The sequence below is a fragment of the Kitasatospora sp. NPDC057223 genome (assembly GCF_042669755.1).
GTDB lineage: Bacteria > Actinomycetota > Actinomycetes > Streptomycetales > Streptomycetaceae > Kitasatospora.
This window is the reverse complement of sequence record NZ_JBHUWW010000134.1, coordinates 1-24,482: the sequence shown is the minus strand read 5'-3', so window position 1 is coordinate 24,482 and position 24,482 is coordinate 1. Positions and strand designations below refer to the sequence as shown.

Annotated in this window: 26 protein-coding genes and 1 riboswitch; of the genes, 10 read left to right on the top strand and 16 right to left on the bottom strand. The window is 73.1% G+C overall.

Translation table 11 applies throughout. The features are described 5' to 3' along the window. Window positions 1-39: 39 nt before the first annotated feature. The 4 genes from ACFUK0_RS33020 to ACFUK0_RS33005 all read right to left on the bottom strand — a co-directional run bounded on the left by ACFUK0_RS33020 (window position 40) and on the right by ACFUK0_RS33005 (window position 2,938). Complete coding sequence (locus tag ACFUK0_RS33020) at window positions 40-726, bottom strand: copper homeostasis protein CutC (RefSeq protein ID WP_380256389.1); 687 nt, start codon at window positions 724-726, stop codon at window positions 40-42. A 112-nt stretch (window positions 727-838) separates the two neighbouring features. Beyond that, a complete protein-coding gene (locus ACFUK0_RS33015; protein ID WP_380256387.1) occupies window positions 839-1,774 on the bottom strand; it encodes a hypothetical protein in 936 nt (311 codons plus the stop codon). Then, window positions 1,771-2,118 (bottom strand): PadR family transcriptional regulator, encoded by a 348-nt coding sequence (locus tag ACFUK0_RS33010; protein WP_380256385.1) that lies wholly within the window; start codon window positions 2,116-2,118, stop codon window positions 1,771-1,773. The genes ACFUK0_RS33015 and ACFUK0_RS33010 overlap by 4 nt, the downstream gene beginning before the upstream one ends. Window positions 2,119-2,173: 55 nt before the next feature. Next, the gene (locus ACFUK0_RS33005) at window positions 2,174-2,938 is read right to left on the bottom strand and encodes an AraC family transcriptional regulator (protein WP_380256383.1); all 765 of its coding nucleotides are present in this window, start codon (window positions 2,936-2,938) and stop codon (window positions 2,174-2,176) included. Between the two features lie 55 nt (window positions 2,939-2,993). Here ACFUK0_RS33005 and ACFUK0_RS33000 point away from each other — a divergent pair, with 55 nt between their 5' ends. After that, a complete protein-coding gene (locus ACFUK0_RS33000; RefSeq protein ID WP_380256381.1) occupies window positions 2,994-4,187 on the top strand; it encodes an MFS transporter in 1,194 nt (397 codons plus the stop codon). A gap of 34 nt (window positions 4,188-4,221) precedes the next feature. Further along, the gene (locus ACFUK0_RS32995; protein WP_380256379.1) at window positions 4,222-4,881 is read left to right on the top strand and encodes an HD domain-containing protein; all 660 of its coding nucleotides are present in this window, start codon (window positions 4,222-4,224) and stop codon (window positions 4,879-4,881) included. Between the two features lie 24 nt (window positions 4,882-4,905). Here the strand turns inward: ACFUK0_RS32995 and ACFUK0_RS32990 are convergent, their stop codons facing one another. The 5 genes from ACFUK0_RS32990 to thrC form a co-directional block, all read right to left on the bottom strand. Next, window positions 4,906-5,262, bottom strand: coding sequence for a hypothetical protein (locus ACFUK0_RS32990; RefSeq protein ID WP_380256377.1), 357 nt, complete (start codon window positions 5,260-5,262; stop codon window positions 4,906-4,908). 131 nt (window positions 5,263-5,393) lie between these two features. After that, window positions 5,394-7,016 (bottom strand): chaperonin GroEL, encoded by a 1,623-nt coding sequence (groL, locus tag ACFUK0_RS32985; protein WP_380256375.1) that lies wholly within the window; start codon window positions 7,014-7,016, stop codon window positions 5,394-5,396. A 334-nt stretch (window positions 7,017-7,350) separates the two neighbouring features. Then, entirely contained in the window at window positions 7,351-7,554 is a 204-nt protein-coding gene (locus ACFUK0_RS32980) for a cold-shock protein (RefSeq protein ID WP_030289665.1), read from the bottom strand. Between the two features lie 587 nt (window positions 7,555-8,141). Further along, entirely contained in the window at window positions 8,142-8,420 is a 279-nt protein-coding gene (locus tag ACFUK0_RS32975; RefSeq protein WP_380256373.1) for a MoaD/ThiS family protein, read from the bottom strand. A 29-nt stretch (window positions 8,421-8,449) separates the two neighbouring features. After that, window positions 8,450-9,736 (bottom strand): threonine synthase, encoded by a 1,287-nt coding sequence (gene thrC / locus ACFUK0_RS32970; protein WP_380256371.1) that lies wholly within the window; start codon window positions 9,734-9,736, stop codon window positions 8,450-8,452. 17 nt (window positions 9,737-9,753) lie between these two features. Next, window positions 9,754-9,887, bottom strand: a riboswitch (SAM riboswitch). A gap of 203 nt (window positions 9,888-10,090) precedes the next feature. On the opposite strand from thrC, the gene ACFUK0_RS32965 reads away from it, so the two are divergent. Next, complete coding sequence (locus tag ACFUK0_RS32965) at window positions 10,091-11,125, top strand: glucosyl-3-phosphoglycerate synthase (protein ID WP_380256369.1); 1,035 nt, start codon at window positions 10,091-10,093, stop codon at window positions 11,123-11,125. A 49-nt stretch (window positions 11,126-11,174) separates the two neighbouring features. Then, window positions 11,175-12,644: a trehalose-6-phosphate synthase gene (locus ACFUK0_RS32960; protein WP_380256367.1), complete on the top strand. Its 1,470-nt coding sequence runs from the start codon at window positions 11,175-11,177 to the stop codon at window positions 12,642-12,644. On the opposite strand, the gene otsB is transcribed toward ACFUK0_RS32960, so the two are convergent. Together otsB and ACFUK0_RS32950 are read right to left on the bottom strand one after the other, a co-directional pair. Further along, window positions 12,628-13,476: a trehalose-phosphatase gene (gene otsB / locus ACFUK0_RS32955; RefSeq protein ID WP_380256365.1), complete on the bottom strand. Its 849-nt coding sequence runs from the start codon at window positions 13,474-13,476 to the stop codon at window positions 12,628-12,630. The two genes, ACFUK0_RS32960 and otsB, sit on opposite strands and share 17 nt — an antisense overlap. A gap of 55 nt (window positions 13,477-13,531) precedes the next feature. Then, window positions 13,532-13,759 carry a DUF3263 domain-containing protein gene (locus ACFUK0_RS32950; protein ID WP_380256363.1) on the bottom strand — a complete coding sequence of 76 codons (228 nt, stop codon included), beginning with the start codon at window positions 13,757-13,759 and terminating at the stop codon, window positions 13,532-13,534. A gap of 108 nt (window positions 13,760-13,867) precedes the next feature. On the opposite strand from ACFUK0_RS32950, the gene ACFUK0_RS32945 reads away from it, so the two are divergent. After that, window positions 13,868-14,215, top strand: a complete 348-nt coding sequence (locus ACFUK0_RS32945) for a cupin domain-containing protein (RefSeq protein ID WP_380256361.1) — start codon at window positions 13,868-13,870, stop codon at window positions 14,213-14,215. 22 nt (window positions 14,216-14,237) lie between these two features. On the opposite strand, the gene ACFUK0_RS32940 is transcribed toward ACFUK0_RS32945, so the two are convergent. Continuing rightward, a complete protein-coding gene (locus ACFUK0_RS32940) occupies window positions 14,238-15,506 on the bottom strand; it encodes an extracellular solute-binding protein (RefSeq protein ID WP_380256359.1) in 1,269 nt (422 codons plus the stop codon). A gap of 167 nt (window positions 15,507-15,673) precedes the next feature. After that, a complete protein-coding gene (locus ACFUK0_RS32935; RefSeq protein ID WP_380256357.1) occupies window positions 15,674-16,468 on the bottom strand; it encodes a DeoR/GlpR family DNA-binding transcription regulator in 795 nt (264 codons plus the stop codon). A gap of 262 nt (window positions 16,469-16,730) precedes the next feature. Between ACFUK0_RS32935 and ACFUK0_RS32930 the strand changes: the two genes are divergently transcribed. Together ACFUK0_RS32930 and nagA are read left to right on the top strand one after the other, a co-directional pair. Continuing rightward, a complete protein-coding gene (locus ACFUK0_RS32930; protein WP_380256355.1) occupies window positions 16,731-17,678 on the top strand; it encodes an ROK family protein in 948 nt (315 codons plus the stop codon). After that, on the top strand, window positions 17,675-18,850 hold the full coding sequence (gene nagA / locus ACFUK0_RS32925; RefSeq protein ID WP_380256353.1) for an N-acetylglucosamine-6-phosphate deacetylase: 1,176 nt from the start codon (window positions 17,675-17,677) through the stop codon (window positions 18,848-18,850). The genes ACFUK0_RS32930 and nagA overlap by 4 nt, the downstream gene beginning before the upstream one ends. Window positions 18,851-18,889: 39 nt before the next feature. Here the strand turns inward: nagA and ACFUK0_RS32920 are convergent, their stop codons facing one another. Both ACFUK0_RS32920 and ACFUK0_RS32915 read right to left on the bottom strand, forming a co-directional pair. Next, window positions 18,890-19,906 (bottom strand): hypothetical protein, encoded by a 1,017-nt coding sequence (locus ACFUK0_RS32920; protein WP_380256351.1) that lies wholly within the window; start codon window positions 19,904-19,906, stop codon window positions 18,890-18,892. A 114-nt stretch (window positions 19,907-20,020) separates the two neighbouring features. Then, window positions 20,021-21,850, bottom strand: a complete 1,830-nt coding sequence (locus ACFUK0_RS32915; RefSeq protein WP_380256349.1) for a diguanylate cyclase domain-containing protein — start codon at window positions 21,848-21,850, stop codon at window positions 20,021-20,023. A 366-nt stretch (window positions 21,851-22,216) separates the two neighbouring features. On the opposite strand from ACFUK0_RS32915, the gene ACFUK0_RS32910 reads away from it, so the two are divergent. Continuing rightward, window positions 22,217-22,753 carry a flavin reductase family protein gene (locus ACFUK0_RS32910; protein WP_380256347.1) on the top strand — a complete coding sequence of 179 codons (537 nt, stop codon included), beginning with the start codon at window positions 22,217-22,219 and terminating at the stop codon, window positions 22,751-22,753. A gap of 6 nt (window positions 22,754-22,759) precedes the next feature. Here the strand turns inward: ACFUK0_RS32910 and arfB are convergent, their stop codons facing one another. After that, window positions 22,760-23,191 carry an alternative ribosome rescue aminoacyl-tRNA hydrolase ArfB gene (gene arfB / locus ACFUK0_RS32905; RefSeq protein WP_380256345.1) on the bottom strand — a complete coding sequence of 144 codons (432 nt, stop codon included), beginning with the start codon at window positions 23,189-23,191 and terminating at the stop codon, window positions 22,760-22,762. Window positions 23,192-23,258: 67 nt separating this feature from the next. On the opposite strand from arfB, the gene ACFUK0_RS32900 reads away from it, so the two are divergent. After that, window positions 23,259-23,756 carry a hypothetical protein gene (locus ACFUK0_RS32900; protein WP_380256343.1) on the top strand — a complete coding sequence of 166 codons (498 nt, stop codon included), beginning with the start codon at window positions 23,259-23,261 and terminating at the stop codon, window positions 23,754-23,756. Between the two features lie 103 nt (window positions 23,757-23,859). After that, window positions 23,860-24,435, top strand: coding sequence for a TerD family protein (locus tag ACFUK0_RS32895; RefSeq protein WP_380256341.1), 576 nt, complete (start codon window positions 23,860-23,862; stop codon window positions 24,433-24,435). The last annotated feature ends 47 nt before the right edge of the window (window positions 24,436-24,482 follow it).

Sequence of the window (24,482 nt, the reverse complement as noted above, 5' to 3'; positions counted from 1 at the left end):
CCGTGATCACGGTGCGGCCGCCCCCTGCGGCGCGACGGCTCAGGCGTCGATCAGGGCCCGCCACTCGGCCACCTTCGCGGCGTCGACCGGCGAGTCCCAGCCGTGGACCCGGACGGCGCCGCCGACGTGGAAGGCGTCGAAGCCGGCCGCCCGCAGGCCCGGGACGTGCTCGGCCCGCAGGCCGCCGCCGATCAGGATCCGCTGCCGGTAGCCGGGCTGCCCGGCCTTCGCCAGTTCGGCCGTGAGGACCTCCCGGCCGGCGTCGACCCCGGCGGCCGCGCCTGAGGTCAGGAAGGTGTCCAGCCCCGGCAGGTCGCCGACGGCGGCCCGGACGGCGGCCCGGTCCGCGCTGTGGTCGATCGCCCGGTGGAAGGTCCAGTCGCAGCCCTCGACCGCCTCGGCGACGGCCCGGACGGCGGTGAGGTCGACGGCGCCGTCCGCGTCCAGGAAGCCGAACACGAACTCGTCCGCGCCCTCGGCGCGCAGTTCGGCGGCGCGGGCGCGCAGCTCGTCCAGGCTGCCGGAGGCGAAGCCGCCCCGGCCGCGAAGCATGACCCGCAGCGGGAGGGTGACGGCGGCGCGGATCTTGGCGAAGTCCTCCACCGACGGGGTGAGCCCGTCGGCGGCCATGTCCGTGACCAGTTCGAGCCGGTCGGCGCCGCCCGACTCGGCGGCCTGGGCATCCTGGGCGGTCAGCGCGATGACTTCGAAGATTGGTCTAGACATATCGGTAGCCTGCCACATCCACCCGCCCTGCGGCGAGCCTTCGGCCGATGGAGCGATCACTCGCTCCAGCATGGGCACGCGCCCCCCGGCGCGCACCCCGGGCCGACGGCCGTCAGTCCACCGGCACCGGCGCCTTCCCGGCCGGGCCGTCCGCCTCGGCGGGCGACATCAGCCGCAGTCCGACCGCCACCCCGGCGAGCACCAGGACGGCGACGAGCGGCAGCAGGTGGCCCGGCCCCGAGGCGCCGTGCAGCCCGACGGCGAAGTCCGAGACCAGCACCGGCAGCAGCGCGACCAGCAGCGCGAGCGGCAGCGCCTGCCCCCGGCGCACCCCCGCCACGGCCAGTACCGCCGCCCCCGCCACCAGCAGCAGGGCCGGCGAGACGGCGCCGGCCGCGCCGATCCGGTAGAGCCCCGGCAGGACGGTCACGCTGAGGCCGAACAGCACGGCCGCCAGGGCGACGATCCGGTGCCGCGCGGTCACCCGGCCGAGCAGGTCCGCCGGAGCGGCCGGCACGGTCAGGCTCCAGAGCGCGGACGGCAGCGCGAAGACCGTGGCCCGGAACGCCATGCCGAAGTCGGCGGAGCCGTCGAGCAGCCACGTCCCGGCGAGCGCGACCAGCGGCACCGCGAGCACGGCGGGCAGCGCCAGCCGCCGCGCGGGCTTCCAGCTGCCGAACAGCATGGCCACCAGCGAGATCAGCGGGAGCACCGTGGTCAGCCGCCAGACCAGCCAGACGGCGCTCTCGCCGGACAGCCCGTCGTGCCAGGTGGCCAGGGCGCTCCAGGCCGCCGGTCCGGTCGCGGCGCCGACCGCGAACGGGGCCGCCACGGCCACCGCCCGGCCGGTCACGCCCGTCGCGGTGAGGCCGGTCCGCAGCCGCAGGCCGTACACACCGAGGTCGAACGCCTCGCGGGCGGTGGCCACCCGGCCGGCGCCGGCGGTGGTGTCGGCGAAGACGGCGCTCAGTTCGTCCGCCCGCTCGCGGCGGTAGGCGGCCGGGTAGAGCCGCAGTGCGGCGCGGAGCGCGGTGTCGGAGAAGGTCATGCGAAGGCCCCCTGGATCCTCGGACGGATGACGGTCAGCCGGCGGTCGGCCTCGGCGACCACCGCGCGCAGCCGGTCGGCCTCGGCCGCCAGTGCGGTGCGGCCGGCCTCGGCGAGCGCGTAGGTGCGCCGGGCCCGGCCGTCGACGACCTCCTCGCTCTCGACCCTGATCAGGCCCTGCTGGAGCAGCCGGTCGAGGGCGCCGTAGAGCGTGCCGGTGCGCATCTTCACCCGGCCGCCGGAGATCACGGCGATCTCCTGGATGAGCGCGTAGCCGTGCCGTGGGGCGTCGGCGAGCGCGGTGAGCAGAAGCAGTGTCGGCTCCTGCATGGAGCGTTCTGTCATGGCTCTATATATATCGGCGACCGGCATATGCTGTCCACCGGAATCGCTGATCCGGTCAGGGCCGCCGGTACCGGCCGGGTGTGGTGCCGAACGCCTGCCGGAACGCCTCGATGAAGGCACTCGGGTTGCTGTAGCCGCAGGCCGCGGACACCGCGGTGACCGACGATCCGGCGGCCAGCAGGGTGAGCGAGTGGTGCAGCCGCAACTGGCTCCGCCACTGCGGGAAGCTCATGCCGGTCTCCCGGCGGAAGAGCCTGCTCAGAGTCCGCTCGCCCGCACCGACGACCGCGCCGAGCTCGGCGAGCGTGCGCTGGTCCGCCGGGTCGCCGTGCAGCAGGGCCGCCAGGTCCCGCAGCCGCCCGTCGGCCGGCGAGGGCAGGTGCAGCGCGAGCGCGTCGACCCGGCGCAGCTGGTCCAGGGCGACGCGCTCCAGGTTGTGCCGCTGCTCCGCCGTACCCTCCCCCGGCGGCAGGTCCGAGGTGAGGCTGATGATCACCTCGCGCAGCAGCGGGGTGACCACCAGGACGGTGGGCCGGTCGATCCGCAGCGGGTTGACCGGCTCGCGGAAGGCGAGCGTCAGCATCCTGGTCGGCCCGTGCGCCCGGTGGGCGTGCGCGACCCCGGCCGGGATCCAGACGGCCCGGTGCGGCGGGACGACCCAGTCGCCCATCGGGGTGGACACCCGCAGCACCCCCTGGCTGGGGTGGATCAGCTGGTGCTCGGCGTGGTCGTGCCACTCGATGCGCTGCCGGTGGGCCAGCTCCTGACGGGTCGGACCCTCCAGGAGCAGGCGGGCCGGAGGTTGGCGGGTTGTCGGCACAGGACGGCAGAGTATTGACAGCCGGCGCCCCCGGCCAGTCAGCAGGATGAGGGCCATGACCGACACCGGTGCGCCCCGCACCCTCGAACCCCCCGCCCCGGCCGCGCCGCACACCCCGTCGCCCTGGCGCCGGATGCGCCTGTGGGGCATCGCCCACGCCGTCGACGACCTCTACCAGGGCCTGGTGCCCGCGAGCGTGCCCTACTTCGTCCTGGACCGGCACTACGGGTACGTCGCGGCGTCCGGCCTGACCCTGGCCGCCACGCTCGGCAGCTCGGTGCCCCAGCCGTTCATCGGCATCGCGGTGGACCGGCTCCGGGCCGGCTGGCTGGCCGGCGCGGGCGTCGCCGTCGCCGGGGTCGCCCTGGGACTGTCGGGCCTGGTCCCGTCGTACCCCGCGGTCTGGTGCCTGCTCCTGCTCTCCGGGCTCGGCGTGGCGATGTTCCACCCGGCCGCGGGCAAGGCCGCCCGGGAGGCCGCGGGCGACAGCGCGGCGGCGATGAGCGTGTTCGCGGCCGGCGGCAGCGTCGGGTTCTTCCTGGCGCCCGTCCTGGCCACCCCGGCCCTGATCGCGTGGGGCGTCGGCGCGACGGCCCTGTTCGTCCCGCCGGCGGTGCTGACCGCGTACGTCCTGCTGCGCCGCCACCGCCGGCAGGGCCCGCCGGCGGCGGCGCGCTCCGCCCGGACGGGCCGGGACCGCTGGCGGCCGTTCGGCGTGCTGACCGCCGTGGAGGTCATCCGCTCGATCGTCTTCTTCGGGATGAACACCTTCGTCGAGCTGTACTGGATCCGGCACCTGCACGCCTCCCGCACGCTGGCCGGCGCGGCACTCACCTGCTTCCTGGCGGGCGGGGTGGCCGGCACCCTGCTGGGCGGGCGGATCGCGGACCGGATCGGCCTGGTCCGTACCGTCCGGCTGGGCAGCGCGCTGGCCGTGCCCGCGCTGGCCGGCCTGCTGCTGGTGCCGGGCAGCACCGCGCCGCTGCTGTTCGCCGTGCTGACCGGCCTCACGCTGAACCTGCCGTTCGCCGTGCTGGTCAAACTGGGCCAGGACTACCTGCCGACCCGCCCGGGCACGGCCGCCGGCGTCACCCTCGGGCTGGCCGTCAGCGTCGGCGGCCTGTTCACCCCGCTGCTGGGCCGGGTCGCCGAGGCCCACGGCCCGCAGGGCGTGCTGACCGTGCTGTGCTTCGTCCCGCCGCTGGCCCTGCTGCTCGCCCTCCTCCTGCCGGAGCCCGGGCGGTCCTGACCCGGGTGCGGCGCCATCGGCGGGCGGGTCCACAATGAGCGGCATGGCGAGCGACCCGCACCCCGCAACCGACTCCCTGGCGGCCCGCTGGAACGCGCTGCTGCTGCGCTGCGGCGCGGGCGTCGACCCCGAGCCGTACGGGCGCGCCCTGCTGAAGCGCTGGGCCGAGCCGCAGCGCCGGTACCACACCACCGGCCACCTGCTGGCGGTGCTGGACCACGTGGACGCCCTCGCCGGGCACGCCGAGGACCCGGACGCCGTCCGGCTGGCCGCCTGGTTCCACGACGCCGTCTACCGGCCCGACCGCTCGGAGAACGAGGAGCGCAGCGCCCAGCTCGCCGTCCGGGCGCTCACCGAGGCCGGACTGCCCGCGGAGCGGGTGGAGCGGGTGGCCCGCCTCGTCCGGCTGACCACCGGGCACGACCCCGAGCCCGGCGACCGGGACGGCGAGGTGCTCTGCGACGCCGACCTGGCCGTCCTCGGCGGGGCTCCCGAGGCGTACGCGGCGTACGCGGCGGCCGTCCGGGAGGAGTACGCCTTCGTCCCGGACGAGGACTTCCGGGCCGGGCGGGCGGCCGTCCTGCGCCAGTTGCTCGCGCTGCCCGCGCTCTACCGGACGGAGCCGGGCCGGGCCCGCTTCGACGCGGCGGCCCGGGCCAACCTGGCGGACGAGCTCACCCGGCTGGGCGGCTGACGGCCGCTCGGCCGGGGGCCGCTCTCAGGAGAGCCCGCCGACCGGCGCCACCACGACCGCCTCCTTGCCGCACACCCAGTGCGGATCGGGGCCCAGCTCGGGCTCCACGCCGAGCGCGTGCGGGTCGTCCTCGGCCGTGCAGGCCGGGCAGAGCGGCCAGCGGCCGTACTGCTCCAGCAGCTTGTCCTGGACGTCCTGGGCGATCAGCCCGAGGACGTACTCGGTGCCGTCCGGCCACTGCTCCAGCCACCACCGGCGGTGCGTCACGGCGTCCTCGACGAGCGAGACCACGGTGGCGTCCGCCACGTCGCGGGCGGACAGGTCGGCGAGGATCAGCGCGCGGGCGTTGTGCAGGGCGGCTTCGATTTCGGGGCTGGACATCCGTCCATTGTGCCTGGGACGCCAGCGCCCGGGACGCCCGTGCCCGGGACGCCTGTGCCCGGGAACGCCGCAAGGGCGGCCCCCCGGAGGGAACCGCCCTTGCGATCAGGAACCTGCCGACCCCGGTGGGATCAGAAGTCCATGTCACCACCCGGCATGCCGCCGCCGGCGGCAGCGCCCGCCTTCTCCGGCTTGTCGGCGATGACGGCCTCGGTGGTGAGGAACAGCGCCGCGATGGAGGCGGCGTTCTGCAGCGCCGAGCGGGTGACCTTCGCCGGGTCGATGATGCCCGCGGCGATGAGGTCGACGTACTCGTTGGTCGCGGCGTTCAGGCCCCAACCGGGCTGCAGGTTGCGCACCTTCTCGACGACGACGCCGCCCTCGAGGCCGGCGTTGACCGCGATCTGCTTGATCGGGGCCTCCAGCGCCACGCGGACGATGTTGGCACCGGTGGCCTCGTCGCCCTCCAGCTCCAGCTTGTCGAACGCGACCGAGGCCTGCAGCAGCGCGACGCCACCACCGGCGACGATGCCCTCCTCGACGGCGGCCTTCGCGTTGCGGACGGCGTCCTCGATGCGGTGCTTGCGCTCCTTGAGCTCGACCTCGGTCGCCGCGCCGGCCTTGATGACGGCGACGCCGCCGGCCAGCTTGGCGAGGCGCTCCTGGAGCTTCTCGCGGTCGTAGTCCGAGTCGCTGTTCTCGATCTCGGCGCGGATCTGGTTGACCCGGCCGGCGACCTGGTCGCTGTCGCCGCCACCGTCGACGATGGTGGTCTCGTCCTTGGTGATGACCACCTTGCGGGCGGTGCCCAGCAGGTCGACGCCGGCGTTCTCCAGCTTGAGGCCGACCTCCTCGGAGATCACGGTGCCACCGGTGAGGATGGCGATGTCGCCGAGCATGGCCTTGCGGCGGTCACCGAAGCCCGGGGCCTTGACGGCGACGGACTTGAAGGTGCCACGGATCTTGTTCACGACCAGGGTCGACAGGGCCTCGCCCTCGACGTCCTCGGCGATGATGACCAGCGGCTTGCCGCTCTGCATGACCTTCTCCAGCAGCGGGAGGAGGTCCTTGACCGAGCCGATCTTGGAGTTGGCGATCAGGATGTAGGGGTCCTCGAACGAGGTCTCCATCCGCTCCAGGTCGGTGGCGAAGTAGGCCGAGATGTAGCCCTTGTCGAAGCGCATGCCCTCGGTGAGCTCAAGCTCCAGACCGAAGGTGTTGCTCTCCTCGACGGTGATGACGCCTTCCTTGCCGACCTTGTCCATCGCCTCGGCGATGAGCTCGCCGATCTGCGTGTCGGCGGCCGAGATGGAGGCGGTGGAGGCGATCTGCTCCTTGGTCTCCACGTCCTTGGCCTGGGCGAGCAGCTGGTCGGAGACGGCCTTGACGGCCTTCTCGATGCCGCGCTTCAGGGCCATCGGGTTCGCGCCGGCGGCGACGTTGCGCAGGCCTTCCTTGACCAGGGCCTGGGCGAGCACGGTGGCGGTGGTGGTGCCGTCACCCGCGACGTCGTCCGTCTTCTTGGCGACCTCCTTGACCAGCTCGGCGCCGATCTTCTCGTAGGGGTCCTCCAGCTCGATCTCCTTGGCGATGGAGACACCGTCGTTGGTGATCGTGGGGGCGCCCCACTTCTTCTCAAGGACGACGTTGCGACCCTTGGGGCCGAGCGTGACCTTGACAGCGTCGGCAAGCTGGTTCATCCCGCGCTCAAGGCCGCGGCGAGCTTCCTCGTCAAACGCGATGATCTTTGCCATGTGAAGTGGTCCTCCGAGACGGCGGTGAATGCTCGGACCGGAGGGTGCCCGCGACGGACGGCCCTGGTGTGCGGGGGTCCTTTCCCCTACCGCTCCCGGGGGCCTCACCGACCCGGTCCGTTGTCACTCTCAAGCTGTGAGTGCTAACGCCAATGATTAGCACTCCGGCATGGCGAGTGCAAGCCCAATCGGCGATCCCCTCGTACGCGTCCCCGCGCCGCGCCGCCGCGCCGGGACATGCCGACGGGCCCGCACGACGTGTGTCGTACGAGCCCGTCGGTCGAAGCGGATCACCAGCTCGTGGGCCGAGCCGAGGCTCCGGGGTCCGGAAAGGTCAGACCGCCGCGCGGACCATGTCCGCCTGCGGGCCCTTCTGTCCCTGGGAGATCTCGAACTCGACCCGCTGGCCCTCCTCGAGGGTGCGGTAGCCGTCCATCTGGATCGCGCTGTAGTGGACGAACACGTCCGCACCACCGTCGACCGCGATGAAGCCGTAGCCCTTCTCCGCGTTGAACCACTTGACGGTGCCCTGAGCCATTCCGAACTCCCCTAGTGCTGTGCTGGCCCTTCACGGATCCCGCAGGTCGCGGTCCCGGGTCTGGTTCGAGGCCGGCCCGGGGAACCCCCCCTGGGCACAGCCGCGCGCGCCGCAGCTGCCCGTTCAGGACCACCGGGAGGTGGCCGCCCGAGTGGGCGACTGCGTCGATCGCCGCTGAATGTATCCGGATAGAAGCCCTCTGCAACAGGCCCAACCGTCGGCAATTCACGGAGGCCGTCAAGGGGCAATGCGGCAGGAATGCGGAGAAATTCGGCATTCAGTACCGGGCATACCGGACGAATTGCACGAATCGCGGCAGGAATTCTGACACCCGCCCGACATGTTTCACGGCGGCGACCCACGCCGGTCTCAGCGGACGGACGGTCACAGGTGCCGCAGGGCGCCCGGAGGCGCGGAAGAACGCCGGAAAGGGGAGAGGGGGCCCCGTCGTCAGCTGTCGGACACTTTACTCCGCCCGGGCGCTCCGAATTCCCACCCGAACGCCACGAGCCGCCTTCACGACCGGAGAACGGAATTCCGGTCGTGAAGGCGGCTCGGTGGTACCGCGGGCGCGGCGGTGGCGGGGATCAGCAGCCGCCCGCGACCGCCGGGATGATCGAGACGCTGGCGCCGTCCTTGATCTCGGTGGCCAGGCCCTCGGCGAAACGCACGTCGTCGTCGTTGACGTAGATGTTGACGAAGCGGCGCAGCTTGCCGGTGTCGTCGAGCACGCGGGCGGCGATGCCGGCGTGGTTGCGGTCCAGGTCGGCGATGATCTCGCTGAGGGTCGCGCCCTCGGCGGCCACCTCGGCGGCGCCGCCGGTGTAGGTGCGCAGGATGGTCGGGATGCGGACGTTGGCGCTCATGGCGGTGGCTCTCCTAGCGGGGTGGGGGATCAGACGGAGGCGAGGCCGGCCGCGCGGAAGGACTCCAGCGTCGGGCGGATGGTCGTGGTGAGACCGGCATCGGCCACCGCGTCCAGGGTCTTGAGGCCGTCGCCGGTGTTGATCGCGACGGTCTCCTTCGACGGGTCCAGCTGGCCGGTCTCGACCAGCTTCTTCAGCACGCCGATCGTCACCCCGCCGGCGGTCTCGGCGAAGATGCCCTCGGTGCGGGCCAGCAGCTTGATCGCCTCGACCACCTCGGCGTCCGTGACGTCCTCGACGGCGCCGCCGGTCCGGCGGGCGATGTCCAGCACGTACGGCCCGTCCGCCGGGTTGCCGATGGCCAGCGACTTGGCGATGGTGTCCGGCTTGACCGGGCGGATCACGTCGCGGCCGGCCTTGAACGCGGTGGAGACCGGGGAGCAGCCCTCGGCCTGGGCGCCGAAGATCTTGTACGGGCGGTCCTCGACCAGCCCGAGCTTGATCAGCTCCTGCAGGCCCTTGTCGATCTTGGTGAGCTGGGAGCCGGACGCGATCGGGATGACGAGCTGCTCCGGCAGGCGCCAGCCCAGCTGCTCGCAGATCTCGTACGCCAGCGTCTTGGAGCCCTCGCCGTAGTACGGACGCAGGTTGACGTTGACGAAGCCCCAGCCCTCGCCGGCCGGGTCGCCGATCAGCTCCGAGCAGAAGCGGTTCACATCGTCGTAGTTGCCCTCGATGCCGACCAGCTCGCCGCCGTACACACCGGCCATCACGACCTTGCCCTGCTCCAGGTCGTGCGGGATGAACACGCAGGACTTGAAGCCGGCCCGGGCGGCGGCCGCGCCGACGGCGCCGGCCAGGTTGCCGGTCGAGGAGCAGGAGAGGGTGGTGAAGTTGAACGCCCGCGCGGCCTCGATGGCGCAGGCCACCACGCGGTCCTTGAAGGAGTGCGTCGGGTTGCCCGAGTCGTCCTTGACGTGCAGCTGAGCGGTGAAGCCGAGCTCGCGGCCCAGGTTGTCCGCCTTCACCAGCGGAGTCCAGCCCGGGTTCAGGTTGGGCTTGGAGGCCACGTCCGCCGGAACGGGCAGCAGCGGGGCGTAGCGCCAGACGGACGCCGGGCCGGCCTCGATCTGCTTGCGCAGCTCGGCGGCGTCCAGCGAGCCGAAGTCGTAGGCGATCTCCAGCGGGCCGAAGCACTCCAGGCACGCGAAACTCGGGCCGAGCGGAAAGCGGGTGCCGCACTCGCGACAGGAAAGCGCGGTGGCGGGGCCGAGGTCGACGGTGTTCGTGACGTCTGCGGCAGGGGTGATAGCCATGATGGCGGAGGCCTCTCTCCTCATCTTCCCCGTGACGCGGGCGCGCCACAGGACGGAATTGGCACCTGTCCCGCCGGGGCCGCCGAAGCTGCCGCGCGAGAAGGTTGCCGGGACGTCGACGGGCCGTTCCCTCAGTCCCTCTGGATGAGCTATGTGAAGTTGTGGTCCTGCTCAGCGGGGGACCCCGGCGTGCGAAGGTCTGAGCGCTGTACGAAGACTGTATCCGAAGGCGTCAACCGCGAACCGGACCGTCCGCCACGCGAGATGCCGCCACCAGCGTGAAATTGCTCACCACCCGCGGGCGTTGCCGACGCCGTGGAGTCGCCTCACCGTCGCCTCACCAAGGAGTGTGCCGTGCCTGCCGAGCTGCCCCCCGCGCTTCTCCCGGAGGTGGCGTCCTGGCTGCGCCGCCGGTCCTGGAGCGCGGCCGACCGTCCGGTGCGCAGCCTGCTCGCCGCCAAGGAGGCGGCCGGCCGGGCCGGCACGGTCAGCGTGGTGCTGCCCGCCCTGGACGAGGAGTCGACCGTCGGGGAGATCGTCCGGGTGATCCGCCGGGAGCTGATGGAGCGGGTGCCGCTGGTCGACGAACTGGTCGTGATCGACTCCGGTTCGGCGGACAACACCGCCGAGGCCGCGGCCGAGGCCGGCGCCCGGGTCGTCCACCGCGACTCGGTGCTCCCCCGGCTGCCCGCCGAACCCGGCAAGGGCGAGGTGCTGTGGCGCTCCCTGCTGGTCACCTCCGGGGAGATCGTCTGCTTCGTCGACGCCGACCTGCGCGAGTTCGACCCCGCCTTCGTGCACGGCATCGTCGGCCCGCTGCTCACCGAGCCGCACATCCAGCTCGTCAAGGCGATGTACGACCGCCCGCTGACCCTCAGCGGGGGCGAGGACGGAGCAGGCCGCGGCCCGGTCGACCCGGTCGGCGGCGGCCGGGTCACCGAACTCGTCGCCCGCCCGCTGCTCAACCTGCACTGGCCGGAGCTGGCGGGCTTCGTCCAGCCGCTCGGCGGCGAGTACGCGGCCCGGCGCTCGCTGCTGGAGCGGCTGCCCTTCCCGACCGGGTACGGCGTCGAGCTCGGCCTGCTGGTGGACGCCCTGGAGGCGGTCGGCCTGGACGCCCTCGCCCAGGTCGACGTCGGCGTCCGCCGGCACCGTCACCAGGACAGCCAGGCGCTCGGCCGGATGGCCGCGACCATCTACCGCACCGCCCTGGAGCGCCTGGACCGCACCCACCGCCTGAAGGCCTCCGAGGACCTGGTGCACCCGCTGCTCACCCAGTTCACCCGGACGGACGGCGGCTTCACCGCCCACACCCACCCGGTGGGCGCCCTGGAACGGCCGCCGATGCACACCGTCGCCGAGTACGCGGGGCGTCACAGCGCGCGATAGGGCCGCCCGGAGGTGTTTGCGGGTGGCGGAGCACGGCAAGGTTCCCCCCATGGGCGATCTCACGACGACACGTTCGAGTCCGACCGGCAGCGCCCCGATCCTGGTGGCCTCCAACCGCGGCCCGGTCTCCTTCACCACCCAGGACGACGGCTCGCTGACGCTGCGGCGCGGCGGCGGCGGCCTGGTCTCCGGGCTCTCCGCCATCGACGACCCCTCCGCGGTCTGGGTCTGCGCGGCGCTCGGCGACGCCGACCGGGCCGCCGCCCGGCAGTCGCCGGACGGCCGGCTCGACCGCGCCGGGCACGACGTCGGCGGACAGGCCGTCCGGATGCTGGACATAGACCCCGACACCTTCGCGCGGGCCTACAACGGCGTCGCCAACTCCACTCTCTGGTTCGTCCACCACCTGCTGTACGCCACCCCGACCGCGCCCGCCTTCGACGAGGACTTCCGCACCGAGTGGCAGGCCTACGAGAGCTACAACGCCGCCTTCGCCGACGCGCTCGCCGCCGAGGCCGCCCCCGGTGCCGCCGTGCTGGTGCAGGACTACCACCTCTCGCTGGTGCCGGCCCTGCTCCGGGCCCGCCGGCCCGACCTGCGGATCGGCCACTTCTCGCACACCCCCTGGGCACCGCCGGACTACTACCGGCTGCTGCCGGACGACGTCGCCGAGGCCGTCCTGACCGGCATCCTGGGCGCCGACCGCGCGGCCTTCCTGACCCGCCGCTGGGCCGCCGCCTTCGCGGACTGCTGCGAGGCCGTGCTCGGCGCCGAGGTCGACCGCGACGCCCTCACCGTCACGCACGCCGGACGCACCACCCGGCTGGGCGTGCACGCCCTCGGCGCGGACGGCGACTTCCTGCGCGAGCGCTCGCACCGCCCGGACGTCGAGGAGCGCCTCGCCGCCCTGCGGGAGGCCGTCGGCGACCGCCGGACGGTCGTCCGGGTCGACCGGACGGAGCTGAGCAAGAACATCGTCCGCGGCCTGCTGGCCTACCGGCACCTGCTGCGGACCAGGCCCGAGTGGCTGGACAAGGTCGTCCACATCGCCTTCGCCTACCCTTCGCGCACCGACCTCGCCGAGTACCGGTCGTACACCGCCTCGGTCGAGGAGATCGCCCGGGAGATCAACGCGGAGTTCGCCACCGGCAGCTGGCAGCCGGTGATCCTGCACGTCAACGACGACTTCCCGCGCTCACTGGCCGCCTACCGGCTGGCCGACGTCGCCCTGGTCAACCCGATCCGGGACGGCATGAACCTGGTGGCCAAGGAAGTCCCGGTGGTCTCCGACGCCGGCTGCGCGCTCGTCCTCTCCCGCGAGGCCGGCGCCCACGCCGAACTCGCCGAGGACGCGGTCACCGTCAACCCGTACGACGTGATCGCGACCGCCGAGGCCCTGCACACCGCCCTCACCATGCCCGCCGCCGAACGCACCGAGCGCACCAAGCGGCTGGCGGCGGCAGCCACCGCGCTGCCGCCCCAGCAGTGGTTCCTGGACCAGCTCAACGCCCTCGGCTGAACCGCCCGGCCAGCCCCTGCGCGAGCGCGACCACGCCGGCCGGGCCGGGGACGACGACGTCCGCCCGGTCGGCGATCTCGCGGACCGGCGGGTCGCCGACCGCGGCGCTGCACACCAGCAGGCCGGGCACGCCCTCGGTGCGGAGCTTCTCGACGGCGGCGAACGCGGCCAGGTCGCCCAGGTCGTCCCCGGCGTAGAGGACGCTGCGGGCGCCGCGCTCGCGCAGGAAGGCGGTCAGCGCCGCGCCCTTGTCGACGCCCGGCGGCCGCAGCTCCAGCACCAGCCGGCCGGGCTCGACCAGCAGGCCGTGGTCGGCGGCGAGGCCGGCCAGCGGCTCGCGCAGCAGGTCGAGCGCATCCTCGGGGGCGTCGGTGCGGCGGGTGTGGACGGCCAGCGCCCGGCCCTTGTCCTCGACCCAGGTGCCGGGCCGCGCACCGGTCCGCTCCAGCCAGGCCGGCAGCAGCGGGCGCAGCGCCGCCACGCCCGGGTGCGGCTCGGGCGCGCGGACCTCGCCGCTCTCCGCGTCCCACCGCTCGACCCCGTACTGGCCGAGGACGACCAGTCCGGGCACCTGCGTGAAGCCGCCGTACTCGACGGCGAGCGCGGCCGGGCGGCCGGTCAGCACCAGGACGGACGCCACCAGCGGAGCCAGGGCGGCCAGGGCGGCGGCGGCCCCGGGGTGGGCGCGGGCCTGCGCGGGGTCAGGGACGATCGGGGAGAGCGTCCCGTCGAAGTCGAAGGCGAGGACGGCGCCCGCCGGGTCGGCGAGCAGGGCCGCCAGCCCGTCCCGTCCGGCTGCTGTCACGGGCTCCGGCAACTCGGTGATGGCCATGTCCGGACCCTACCCACGGCTCCCCGGACCACACCGCAGCGTCGTGGGCGGGTCGCTACCGGGCCTCGCGCTTGCGCTCGCGGATCCGGCGCAGCCGGTTGACCAGCAGCGGGTCTTGGGCGAGCGCCTCGGGGCGGTCGAGCAGGGCGTTGAGCAGCTGGTAGTAGCGGGTGCCGGAGAGGCCGAGCTCCTCGCGGACCGCCCGCTCCTTGGCGCCGGCCGTGCGCCACGGCCTGGCCTCCAGCGCCAGCACCGCCAGCTCCCGCGCATCGAGCCCGGCCATCGCCGCCACCTCACCGTCCGTCGGCCCCTACGAGGTGTCATTCTCCCCCGCCGGTCCGACACACTGTGCCGCCCCCGGCCGGGCGGCCGGGCGGGTTAGCGTCGGGGCATGACCGACAGCTTCGCCCTGCACATCCCGACCGCCGAGCTCGAACCGGACCCGCTCGACCCGTCCCAGATCCTCTCGGGCACGCCCGAGGTGTCTGGCCGGGTGCTGTGGGAGTCCGAGGACGGCCGCCAGCTGCGCGGCATCTGGCAGATCACCCCCGGGGTGGTCACCGACACCGAGGCCGACGAGCTGTTCGTGGTGCTCAGCGGCCGGGCGACCATCGAGTTCGAGGGCGGCCCGGTCCTGGAGGTCGGCCCGGGCGACTGCGCCGTCCTGCACGCGGGCGACCGCACCGTCTGGACGGTGCACGAGACCCTGCGCAAGGCCTACGCGCTGACGCTGGGCTGACGCCGGGCCGACCCCGCGGGAGCTAGCGGAGCTTCTTGGTCTCCTCCACCGCCGCGTTCTGCAGGCCGGTGAGCACGTCCTTGGCGTTCCCGGTCGCGGCGCCGCCGATCTCCTTCTTGAGCTTCGCGCTGATCTGGTTCCAGGCCGGGTCGCCGAGCGGGTAGAAGCTGGCGTTCGGCAGCACCGCGAGGAACTGCTTGAGGTCGTCGTGCTTGCCGTCGGCGCTCATCTCGGCGGCGGTGTCGTCGGTGACCGGCAGGAGGTTGTACTTCTCGTCGAAGGCGAGCTGGTTCTCCTTCGCGTAGACGAGGCCCAGGAACTTCTTGATCTCGTTCTTGTGCCCGTTCGCCTTGAAGGCCATCATCCAGTCGGCGACGCCGAGGGTGCCGGTCTTCGGGAGGCCGTCCTTGCGCGGGACGAGCGCGGTGCCGAAGTCGATGCTGCCCGCGGCGGCCTTGCGCAGCAGGGAGGGGTGGCCGTTGAGCATCGCCACCTTGCCGGCCGCGAAGTCGGCGAAGGCGGTCTTGCGGTCGACGGCGCCGGGGTCGGGGTAGGTGAGGCCGGGCTGGACCAGGTTGGTGTGCAGCCAGCCGAAGGTGGCCTGGTTCTGCGGGCTGTCGATGCTGTAGTTGCCGACGTCGTCGGAGATGGTGCCGCCGCCGCTCATCGCCCACAGCATGGACTCGGCCTGGGCCTCCTCGGGCCCGAGCGGCAGCCCGTAGGGGATCACGCCGGGCACCTTGGCCTTGATCTTGTCGGCGTCCGCCCGGACCTCGGACCAGGTGGCCGGCGGCTGGGTGATCCCGGCCTTCTGGAAGACCGCCTTGTTGTACATGAAGACGCGGGTGGACGCGACGAAGGGGATGCCGTACTGGGTGCCGAGCACCTGGCCGGCGTGCGCGAAGCCGTCGTCGAGGTTGGCCTGCACCTCCATCGAGAGCACGTCGGCCGCCGGGTAGAGGCGGCCGGCGGCGACCTGGTCGGCGAAGCCGCCGGTCTGCACGAGGTCGGGCGAGTTGCCGCTCTTGATCAGGTCGGCGACGTGCTGGTCGATGTCGGTCCAGCTGACGACGTCGACCTTGACCTTGACCGAGGGGTCGGCCGCCTCGAAGCGCCGCGCCAGGTCGTCCCAGAAGGGCTTGGAGCTGGTGGCCTCGCTGTCGCCGTAGTCGGCGGCGACCAGCTTCAGCGTCACGTCCGAACCGCCGGCTCCGCCGCAGCCGCTGAGCAGCAGCGCACCCACGATCGCTGTGCCGAGGAGCCGACAGGAGCCGTGAGCAGGCCAGTTCACCGCGGATACCGCCTTCGTCGGGGGGAATTGGCCGCAACAGTCCCAAACGCGCGCCGGAGAGGTCCATACCTCTCGGCAGTCAGTTACCGAAGTGCCGGATCACGTTGCAGTGCGCGCAATGACATTCCGGCGATTGCGGACAGAACGCCCCTCCACCCGAACGGAGTTCAGGCCCGGATCACCTGCACGCCCGCCTCCGTGAAGGCGGTGGCCAGCTCCTCGTCCACCTCGGTGTCGGTGACCAGCACGGCGATCCGGTCGAGCCCGCAGATCCTGGCGAAGACCCGGCGGCCGAGCTTGGAGGAGTCCGCGACCACCACCACCCGGCGGGCCCGCTCGGCCAGCAGCCGGTTGACGCTCGCCTCGCCCTCGTGGTGGGCGGTCGCCCCGTGCGCCACGTCGAGCGCGTCCACGCCGAGCACCGTGACGTCCAGGGCCAGTTCGTCGAGCACCGCGTTGGCGAGCGGGCCGATCAGCTCGTACGACTGCGGGCGGGCCACTCCGCCGGTGACCACGATCTTCACCTGCGGACGGACCGTCAGTTCGTTGGCGATGTTCAGCGCGTTGGTGACGACGGTGAGCAGCCGGCCGGGCCCGCCCTCCGTCCGCCCGACCAGTTCGGGCCGCACCGCGAGCGCGCGCGCCACCTCGGTCGTGGTGGTGCCGCCGTTGAGGCCGACCACCTCGCCGGGGGCGATCAGGGCGGCGGCGGCGGCGCCGATCCGCTGCTTGGCCCCGGCGTGCCGGGCGGTCTTGTAGCGCAGCGGCAGGTCGTACGAGACGTTGTGGGCGACCGCGCCGCCGCGGGTCCGGGTCACCATCTGCTGGCGGGCCAGCTCGTCGAGGTCGCGGCGGATGGTGGCGGCGGAGACGTCGAGCGCCTGCGCGGCCTCCTCGACGTCCAGCCGGCCGTGCTCGGCCAGCAGCTCCAACAGTGCGTTCCACCGCTCGTACCTGGACACGCGCTGCCGCCCTCCTCCGCTGTCTGTGCCGCGCGCGGGCGCGCGGGGCCGGCCCAGCCTCGCACATTCCGGCCCCGGCGCAGCGGGCCGTCCGAACGCGCCGGGGGAGCTCCGCCGGATCTCACACCGGGGTGGGAGCCGGAGTGAGATCCGGCAAATCGCCCCAACCGCACCGGTAGCGACCAATCTCACTCGTTCTGGCTCAGACCAATAAGCCAACTGGACTAGACCTCTTTGCCCTGGCCAGGCGAAACTGTCCCCTGTGAAGTACGTCATCGCACTCGATGTAGGCGGCACCGGCATGAAGGCCGCGCTGCTCGCCCAGGACGGCTCCGTGCTGTTCGAAGCACGCCGACCGACCGGGCGGGAGCACGGCACGGACGCCGTGGTCACCGCCATTCTCGACTTCGCCGCCGCCCTGGCGGACGAGGGGCGCGGCCGTTTCGGCTGCGACCCCCTCGCCGCGGGCGTCGCCGTCCCGGGGACGCTCGACGAGAAGAACGGGATCGCGGTCTACTCCGCCAATCTCGGCTGGCGGGATCTCCCGCTGCGCAAACTTCTCGGCGAACGCCTGGCCGGGAGGGACGGGTCCGCCATCCCGGTCGCGCTCGGCCACGACGTCCGCTCCGGCGGGCTCGCCGAGGGCCGGCTCGGCGCGGGCCGCGGTGTCGACCGATTCCTGTTCATCGCGCTGGGCACCGGCATCGCCGGCGCCATCGGCATCGGCGGCCGGATCGAGGCCGGTGCCCACGGCTACGGCGGGGAGATCGGCCACGTGGTGGTCCGCCCCGGCGGCCCGCTCTGCGGCTGCGGCGCGCGCGGCTGCCTGGAGACCCTGGCGTCGGCCTCCGCTGTCTCCCGGGCCTGGGCCGAGGCCACCGGCGACCCGGCGGCCGACGCGGCCGCCTGCGCCGAAGCCGTCGACGCCGGGGACGAACGCGCCGTGGCGGTCTGGCAGTGCGCGGTCGAAGCCCTCGCCGACGGCATCGTGCTGGCCCAGAGCCTGCTCGACCCGTCCACGGTGATCGTCGGGGGCGGCCTCGCCGAAGCCGGCGACACGCTCTTCACGCCCCTTCGCGCAGCGGTGAGCGAGCGGCTGACCTTCCAGATGCCGCCGAAGGTCCTACCGGCCATGCTCAAAGACACCGCCGCATCACTTGGCGCCGGGCTGCTCGCCTGGGACCTGCTCTCGATGGAGGTGACCGCGTGACCGCGGACCGCACTGCACTGGCCGGCGCCCGACTGGTCCTGCCCGGCGGCGTCGTCGACGAAGGCCGGGTCACGATCGACGGGCCGGTGCTGTCCGGATTCGGCGGCGAGCGCGAGCCCGGCGACCTGGACCTGACGGGCTTCACCGTCGTCCCCGGATTCGTCGACCTGCACGTGCACGGCGGCGGCGGCGGCTCGTACGCCTCCGGGATCGCGGAGGAGGCGATCACGGTCGCCCGTACGCACCTCGCCCACGGCACCACCACCAGCATGGCCAGCACCGTCACCGGCGAGATCGACGAGGTCTGCCGCCAGGCGGCGGTCCTCTCCGAACTCGTGGAGGACGGCGTGATCGCCGGCATCCACTTCGAAGGACCGTTCATCTCGCACAACCGGTGCGGCGCCCACCGCCCCGACCTGCTGCGCGACCCCGACCCGGCGCTGGTGCGCAAGCTGGTGGACGCCGCCCGCGGCCACGCCAGGATGGTCACCCTGGCGCCGGAGCTCCCCGGCGGGCTGGAGTCCGTCCGGATGCTGGCCGGCCTCGGCGTGATCGCCGCCGTCGGCCACACCGACTCCGACTACGCCAAGACCCTCGAAGCCATCGAGGCCGGCGCGAGCGTCGCGACCCACCTGTTCAACGCGATGCCGGGCATCCAGCACCGCGCGCCGGGCCCGATCGTCGCCCTGCTGGAGGACGAGCGGGTCACCGTCGAGCTGATCAACGACGGCGTCCACCTGCACCCCTCGGTGCTGGACCTCGCCTACAACACGGCGGGCGCCTCCCGGGTCGCGCTGATCACCGACGCGATGGGCGCGGCCGGCATGGGCGACGGGCTCTACCCGCTCGGCCCGCTGCAGGTGAAGGTCGAGAACGGCGTCGCCCGCCTGGTCGAGGGCGGCTCGATCGCCGGCTCCACCCTCACCCTGGACGTCGCGTTCAAGCGCTCCGTCACCGTCAACGGCCTCAGCCTGAACCAGGCCGTCGAGTCACTGTCCACCGTGCCGGCCCGCCTGCTCGGCCTGGCCGGCACGACCGGCTCGCTGGAGACCGGCAAGAACGCCGACCTCGTGGTCCTCGACTCCGAGACCCACGACCTCGTCGCGGTCATGCGCCGCGGCAGCTGGGTGACCGGCGCCGACCGGTTCAGCAGGGTCACCGCGTCGGTCTGACGGCCCCCCGCCCCGGGCTCCCGGGGCGGGCCGGGGCGGTCAGCCGTTCGGGCTCACCGTGATCTGGTCGACCAGGATGCTGCCACCGCTCCCGGCCGGGACCGACACCGTGACCGTGTTCGGCCCGGCCTGCAGCTGCGGCAGGATGTAGGTGCTGTACCAGGAGTTCGACTGGTCCTGGCCCGGGGCGTAGTTCTGGAAGTTCAACCCGCCGTCGCGGTCCTTGCCGTTGACGGCGACCGTGCCCTTGACGTCGGCGGCCGGGTTGTTGAAGTGCACCGAGAACTTGTAGGTGCCCGCCGCGGGGACGTCTCCCGTCCAGGTCACCGAGGAGCCCGGCTGGAGGGTCAGGTAGCTGCCGTCCGCGGACTTCGCGCCCTTGACGGTGTTGCCCGCCGGGGCGTTCTGGCCCTGCAGCTGGCCGGCGTCGGTCGTCGTCGGCCCGGCCACCGTGGCCGAGGCGGCCGGCGAGGCGCTCGCCGCGGCCGAGGCGGCCGACGCGGTCGGGCTCGCGGGTGCGCTGCTCTGCCCGCCCTTGGCGTTCGCACCGGTGTCCGGGTCGCCCGAGGACAGCGCGATGCCGGCGCCGATCGCGATCGCCGCGACCACCGCCACCGCACCGATCACCGCGCCCTTGCTGCGCCCGCCGCTCGGCCGGTCCTCGCCCGGCTGCGGGCGGGAGCGCTCGGCGTACCGGGTCTGCTGGGTCGGCAGCTCACCGCCGTACGGCTGCTGGTACTGGCCCTGGCCCTGCCCCTGGCCCTGGCCCTGGTACTGGCCGGTCTGCTGGGCCGGGTCCTCCGGCCGGGGCTGCTGCCGGGGCTGCGGCTGGGGCCGGTGGCCGGGCTGGCCGTACTGGGTACGGCCGACCTCCACCGGCCGGTTGTACGAGGTACGCGGCACGCCGGGCTGCTGGCCGTTCGACTGGCCGGGCTGCTGCGCACTCTCACCCGCTGCGGGGCGGTACAGGTAGCCGAACGGGTCGTCGTCCTGCGGGGCGCCGCTCTCCGGGCCCTCGGGCGCTCCATTGCTGCCGGCGCTCGTCACGGTGGTCAACTCCCGATCGCAGTGCGCCGCACGGCAGCCAGGCCGGACGCGCAAAGTTGGACGCTCGTACCCGGGAACCCTACCTGCCCCGGGTGACGCGGAGAAAAGCCCCCACGGGGGCGGTCAGCCCGCGCGCCGGTGGGAGCGCTCACCCCGGGCCCCGCGGACGGCGCCGCCGCGGGCCCGCTTCTCGTCGTACATCCGCTCGTCGGCGGTGTGCAGCACCTCTTCGATGCTCATCCCGCAGCCGGCCCAGCCGATGCCCAGGCTGACGCCCACCCGCATCGCCCGGCCGTCGATCCGCATCGGCGGGATGATCGCCGTCCGCAGCCGGTCGGAGAGGTCCTTGGCCTCCTCCCGGCCGATGCCGTCGGCCAGCACCACGAACTCGTCGCCCCCCAGCCGGGCGACCGTGTCGCACTCCCGGACGACCTGCTGGAGCCGGCGGGCGACCTCGACCAGGACGGCGTCACCGGCGTTGTGGCCGTGCCGGTCGTTGATCAGCTTGAAGCCGTCCAGGTCGCAGAAGAGCACCGCGAGCCCCTTCTCGGCCGCCGCGGCGCCGCCCCCGGAGCGCAGCGCGGCGCCCCACAGCTCGTTGCCGGGCGGCAGGTCGGCCGGCACCACCGCGTGGATGTGGTCGGCGGAGCCGCCGCAGGCCAGCCGCCGGGCCGCCTGCTCGGCCGCGTGGCCGTCCGGCAGGCCGTAGCCGTGCACCGGCGCGGAGCCCGCCCCCAGGCCGTCCAGGCCGTCGAAGGCCGCGTGCGAGCTGTACGACCCGGCGCCGGCCACCGCGGCGTAGCCGGGCGCGGGGACGCCCTCGGCGCCGTACGGCACCGCCTCGTGGGAGGACGGGCCTCCGGCCTGCGGCAGGGTGCACAGCCGGCGCCCGAGCCGGGCCTTCAGCTCGGCGCCGTTCGGCAGGCCGGTCAGCGCGTCGTGGCTGGCCCGGTGCGCCAGCTGGAACTCGTGCCGCTTGCGCTCCTCGATGTCCTCGACGTGGGTGAGCAGGAAGCTCGGACCCTCGGCCGCGTCGGCGACCACGGAGTTGCGCAGACAGACCCACTGGTAGCCGCCGTCCCGCCGGGACAGCCGCAGCTCGGCCCGGCCGCTCTCGGCGCTGGTGCGCTCCAGCAGCCCGCGGTCCTCGGGGTGCACCAGGTCGGCGAAGCTCTGCTGGCGCAGCACCGCGCGCGGGCGTCCGAGCAGCCGGCAGAGCGCGTCGTTGACGCGGGTGAGCTGGCCCCGGCCGGCGCCGTGCAGTTCGGTGATCGCCATGCCGCTGGGCGCGTACTCGAAGGCCTGCCGGAAGCTCTCCTCGCTGGCCCGCAGGGCCTGCTGCTCCTTCTCCAGGCGGGCCAGCGCGCGCTGCATCTCGGCGCGCAGCCGGGCGTTGCCGATCGCGATGGAGGCCTGCAGGGAGAACATCTCCAGGGCCTCGCGCGTCCAGGCGCCGGGCCGTTTGCCGCTGCGCGGCCGGTCGACGGACAGCACGCCGAGCAGGTCGCCGCCGGCGCTGTACATGGGGGCGAGCAGGCCGTCGCTGGGGTGCCAGTCGTTGGTGTAGACGGGCAGCGGGCCGTCGCCCGTCCAGCGCGGGATGTCACTGCCGACGGCCCAGCCGCGGTCGTGCGGGAGGAAGCGCAGGGTGCCCCAGTGGTCGCTGACGCCGAGCAGGCGGTCCCAGGACTCGCGGGAGCCGACCTGGCCGAGCAGGACGGCCGGGCCGCCGAGCGTGGACTCCTCCAGCTCCCAGACGGCCGCCACCACGAGGTCGCCGTCGGGGCGCACGAGGCTCACCGCCGCGGCGTCGAAACCGAGCCCGTGCACCGCGCCCTCGACCACCGCCTGCAACGTGCCCGCCAGGCTGCGGGCAGCATTGAGGTCCGCCACGACCCGGTGCAAGGTGCGGAGGGTCGCCAGGCGGACGTACGGCTCCGACTCGGCTTCCATGCGGGGGCTCCCCGGCTGCTTCGGATAGTTCTTGATTGGTTATCGTCCGATTGCCAGAAGAACTGAATCACAGGGAGCACAACGTTCGGCACTCTCGGTCAGCAATAGGCTGCCACTTGTGACCCAAATCACACCATAGGTATGCGCCCTTATTCAGTTCATCCGCCCAATAACCGGACATATCGCAACATCACGACCTTTCAGATGGTCGGTCTCGATAGCCCGGGGCTTAAGCGGAGGGACGGCAGGCAGACTCTCCCATTCACCCCTGGGAGTGAGCCGGGCCGGTAACCCGTGTCCCCGGCCGCAAGTCCTAAGTCCAGGGTCCGATGCCGCCCGGCCCGCCCGGCGACTACCGTGCGGTACGTGTACTCGTCCCCGCAGCCCGCGGCTGCCCCTCTCGCGACGCCCGAGGAGTTCCGGGCCGCCCTGGCCCAGCTCGCCTCCGGCGTGACGCTGGTGACCGTCCACGACCCGGAGGAAGGCCCGAACGGCGAGGACGTCGGCATGACCGCGACGTCGTTCCTCTCCGTGTCACTGGAGCCCCCGCTCGTCCTGATCTCCGTGCGCGAGGACTCCCGGATGGACGAGGTCCTCTCCCGGGTCGACACCTGGGCCGTCTCGCTGCTCGCCGAGGAGCAGAAGACCCTCGGGGCGCGCTTCGCCATGAAGGGGCGGCTCAGCGACCGGCTGCTGTTCGCGGACACCCCGCACCACCGCGGCCCGTTCAGCGGCGCACCGCTGGCCGACCGCGCGCTGGCCACCGTCGAGTGCCGCACCGAGCAGCGGATAGCCGCCGGCGACCACACCCTGCTGCTCGGCCGCGTCCTGGAGGCGCGCATCCCCAACCCCGGCGGCCGTCCGCTGCTGTACTTCCGCGGCGGCTACCGCCGGCTCGGCTGAGACCGGCTACTCGCCGCGCTGCAGGCGCCGGCCCTGCTTGAGCTCCGAGCGGTGGCGCTTGCTGAAGAGCCGCCGCTCGACCATGCCCTTGCTGGGCTTCGTCGCCCGCCGGGTCTTCGGCGGCGGCGCGGTGGCCTCCCCCAGCAGCGCGGCCAGGCGGGCCGCCGCGACCTCGCGGTTGCGCCACTGCGAGCGGTGCTCGGAGGCCTTGACCACCAGCACCCTGCCGTCCACCAGGCGGCTCGCGAGCCGCTCCAGGGCACGCTGCTTCCACACCTCGGGCAGCGCCGAGGAGGCGGCCAGGTCGAAGCAGAGCTCGACCTGGGTGTCCGAGGTGTTGACGTGCTGGCCACCGGGGCCGGAGGAACGGGAGAAGCGCCAGACGAGCTCGGCGTCGGGGACGACCACCGATCCCCGTACGCGGATGGGCTCAGGCATGCCCCCATCATCCCGCGCCCGGGCCGGGCGGTCACGCGGTTATCCCCGGCGGCCCGCACCCCCGACAATGGCGTACGTGATCGAGCTCGGCTACTCCCTGTCCAACCGCTTCCCCGACCCCCCGCAGACCGACTACCGCAACGCCTCCGTGCAGGCCCTGCGGTACGACCTGTTCTGCGGCGACGTCTACCTCGACGCCGACGGCGCGGAACTGTCCACAGCCTGGGGATGGGTGCCCGTCCTCGACTTCGCCTGGGCGCTCTGCGACATCGCCGAGGAACTGGACCGCGACCCGGACGGGAACCGGGCCGCCCGGGTGCAGAGCGCCGACCTGGACTTCACCCAGAACACCGAGCTGCTGCGATTCGCCCGCCGCTTCAACTGGGTCGAGGTCAGCGCCACCTGGCTGCCGGACGAGGCGCCCGCGGTGATCCGCCACTCCGACTTCAAACGCGAGGCCCGGGATTTCCTCCAGGACACGCTCGCCGATCTCTTCGACATGCACCCCGATCTGGCCGACAATCCGAACATCTGGTCTCTGCAGGGCAAGTTCCGGAGAATCTGACCTCGAAACCGGGCGACGAACAGATCTGAACCACCCGGGGGCGGAACCAAGTCCGGCTGCTCCCGCGTTATCCCCGAAAAGCAACGAAGGGACAGCAATCACCATGCCAGTGAGCCTCTCCAAGGGTGGCAACGTCTCGCTGACCAAGGAGGCCCCGGGCCTGACCGCGGTCACCGTCGGCCTCGGCTGGGACGTCCGGACCACGACCGGCGCGGAATTCGACCTGGACGCCAGCGCGATCGTGCTGAACGCGGACGGCAAGGTCCTGTCCAACGGTCACTTCGTCTTCTTCAACAACACCAGCACCCCGGACGGCACCGTCGTCCACACCGGTGACAACCGCACCGGCGAGGGCGCCGGCGACGACGAGGCGATCAACGTCAACCTCGCCGGCCTGCCCGCCGAGGCCGTGAAGATCACCTTCCCGGTCTCGATCTACGACGCGGTCGCCCGCTCGCAGAGCTTCGGCCAGGTCCGCAACGCCTACATCCGCGTGCTCAACGCGGCCGGCGGCAGCGAGATCGCCCGCTACGACCTCTCCGAGGACGCGGCCACCGAGACCGCCATGATCTTCGGCGAGCTCTACCGCAACGGCGCCGAGTGGAAGTTCCGCGCCGTCGGCCAGGGCTACGCCTCCGGCCTGTCCGGCATCGCCCAGGACTTCGGCGTCCAGCTCTGACGCACCGGCACCCGCAGTGACGACGGACGCCCGGCCCCCTCGGGGGC

Coding starts and splice junctions, on each gene's coding strand:
- ACFUK0_RS32945 (WP_380256361.1), top strand. CDS start 13,868: ATGACCGACAGCTTCGCCCTGCACATCCCGACCGCCGAGCTCGAACCG.
- ACFUK0_RS32980 (WP_030289665.1), bottom strand. CDS start 7,554: ATGGCTCAGGGCACCGTCAAGTGGTTCAACGCGGAGAAGGGCTACGGC.
- ACFUK0_RS32900 (WP_380256343.1), top strand. CDS start 23,259: ATGGCGTACGTGATCGAGCTCGGCTACTCCCTGTCCAACCGCTTCCCC.
- ACFUK0_RS32895 (WP_380256341.1), top strand. CDS start 23,860: ATGCCAGTGAGCCTCTCCAAGGGTGGCAACGTCTCGCTGACCAAGGAG.
- thrC (WP_380256371.1), bottom strand. CDS start 9,736: ATGGCTATCACCCCTGCCGCAGACGTCACGAACACCGTCGACCTCGGC.
- ACFUK0_RS32995 (WP_380256379.1), top strand. CDS start 4,222: ATGAGCGGCATGGCGAGCGACCCGCACCCCGCAACCGACTCCCTGGCG.
- otsB (WP_380256365.1), bottom strand. CDS start 13,476: ATGGCCATCACCGAGTTGCCGGAGCCCGTGACAGCAGCCGGACGGGAC.
- ACFUK0_RS33015 (WP_380256387.1), bottom strand. CDS start 1,774: ATGACCTTCTCCGACACCGCGCTCCGCGCCGCACTGCGGCTCTACCCG.
- ACFUK0_RS33010 (WP_380256385.1), bottom strand. CDS start 2,118: ATGACAGAACGCTCCATGCAGGAGCCGACACTGCTTCTGCTCACCGCG.
- arfB (WP_380256345.1), bottom strand. CDS start 23,191: ATGCCTGAGCCCATCCGCGTACGGGGATCGGTGGTCGTCCCCGACGCC.
- ACFUK0_RS32960 (WP_380256367.1), top strand. CDS start 11,175: ATGGGCGATCTCACGACGACACGTTCGAGTCCGACCGGCAGCGCCCCG.
- groL (WP_380256375.1), bottom strand. CDS start 7,016: ATGGCAAAGATCATCGCGTTTGACGAGGAAGCTCGCCGCGGCCTTGAG.
- ACFUK0_RS32975 (WP_380256373.1), bottom strand. CDS start 8,420: ATGAGCGCCAACGTCCGCATCCCGACCATCCTGCGCACCTACACCGGC.
- ACFUK0_RS33020 (WP_380256389.1), bottom strand. CDS start 726: ATGTCTAGACCAATCTTCGAAGTCATCGCGCTGACCGCCCAGGATGCC.
- ACFUK0_RS32915 (WP_380256349.1), bottom strand. CDS start 21,850: ATGGAAGCCGAGTCGGAGCCGTACGTCCGCCTGGCGACCCTCCGCACC.
- ACFUK0_RS32990 (WP_380256377.1), bottom strand. CDS start 5,262: ATGTCCAGCCCCGAAATCGAAGCCGCCCTGCACAACGCCCGCGCGCTG.
- ACFUK0_RS32950 (WP_380256363.1), bottom strand. CDS start 13,759: ATGGCCGGGCTCGATGCGCGGGAGCTGGCGGTGCTGGCGCTGGAGGCC.
- ACFUK0_RS33000 (WP_380256381.1), top strand. CDS start 2,994: ATGACCGACACCGGTGCGCCCCGCACCCTCGAACCCCCCGCCCCGGCC.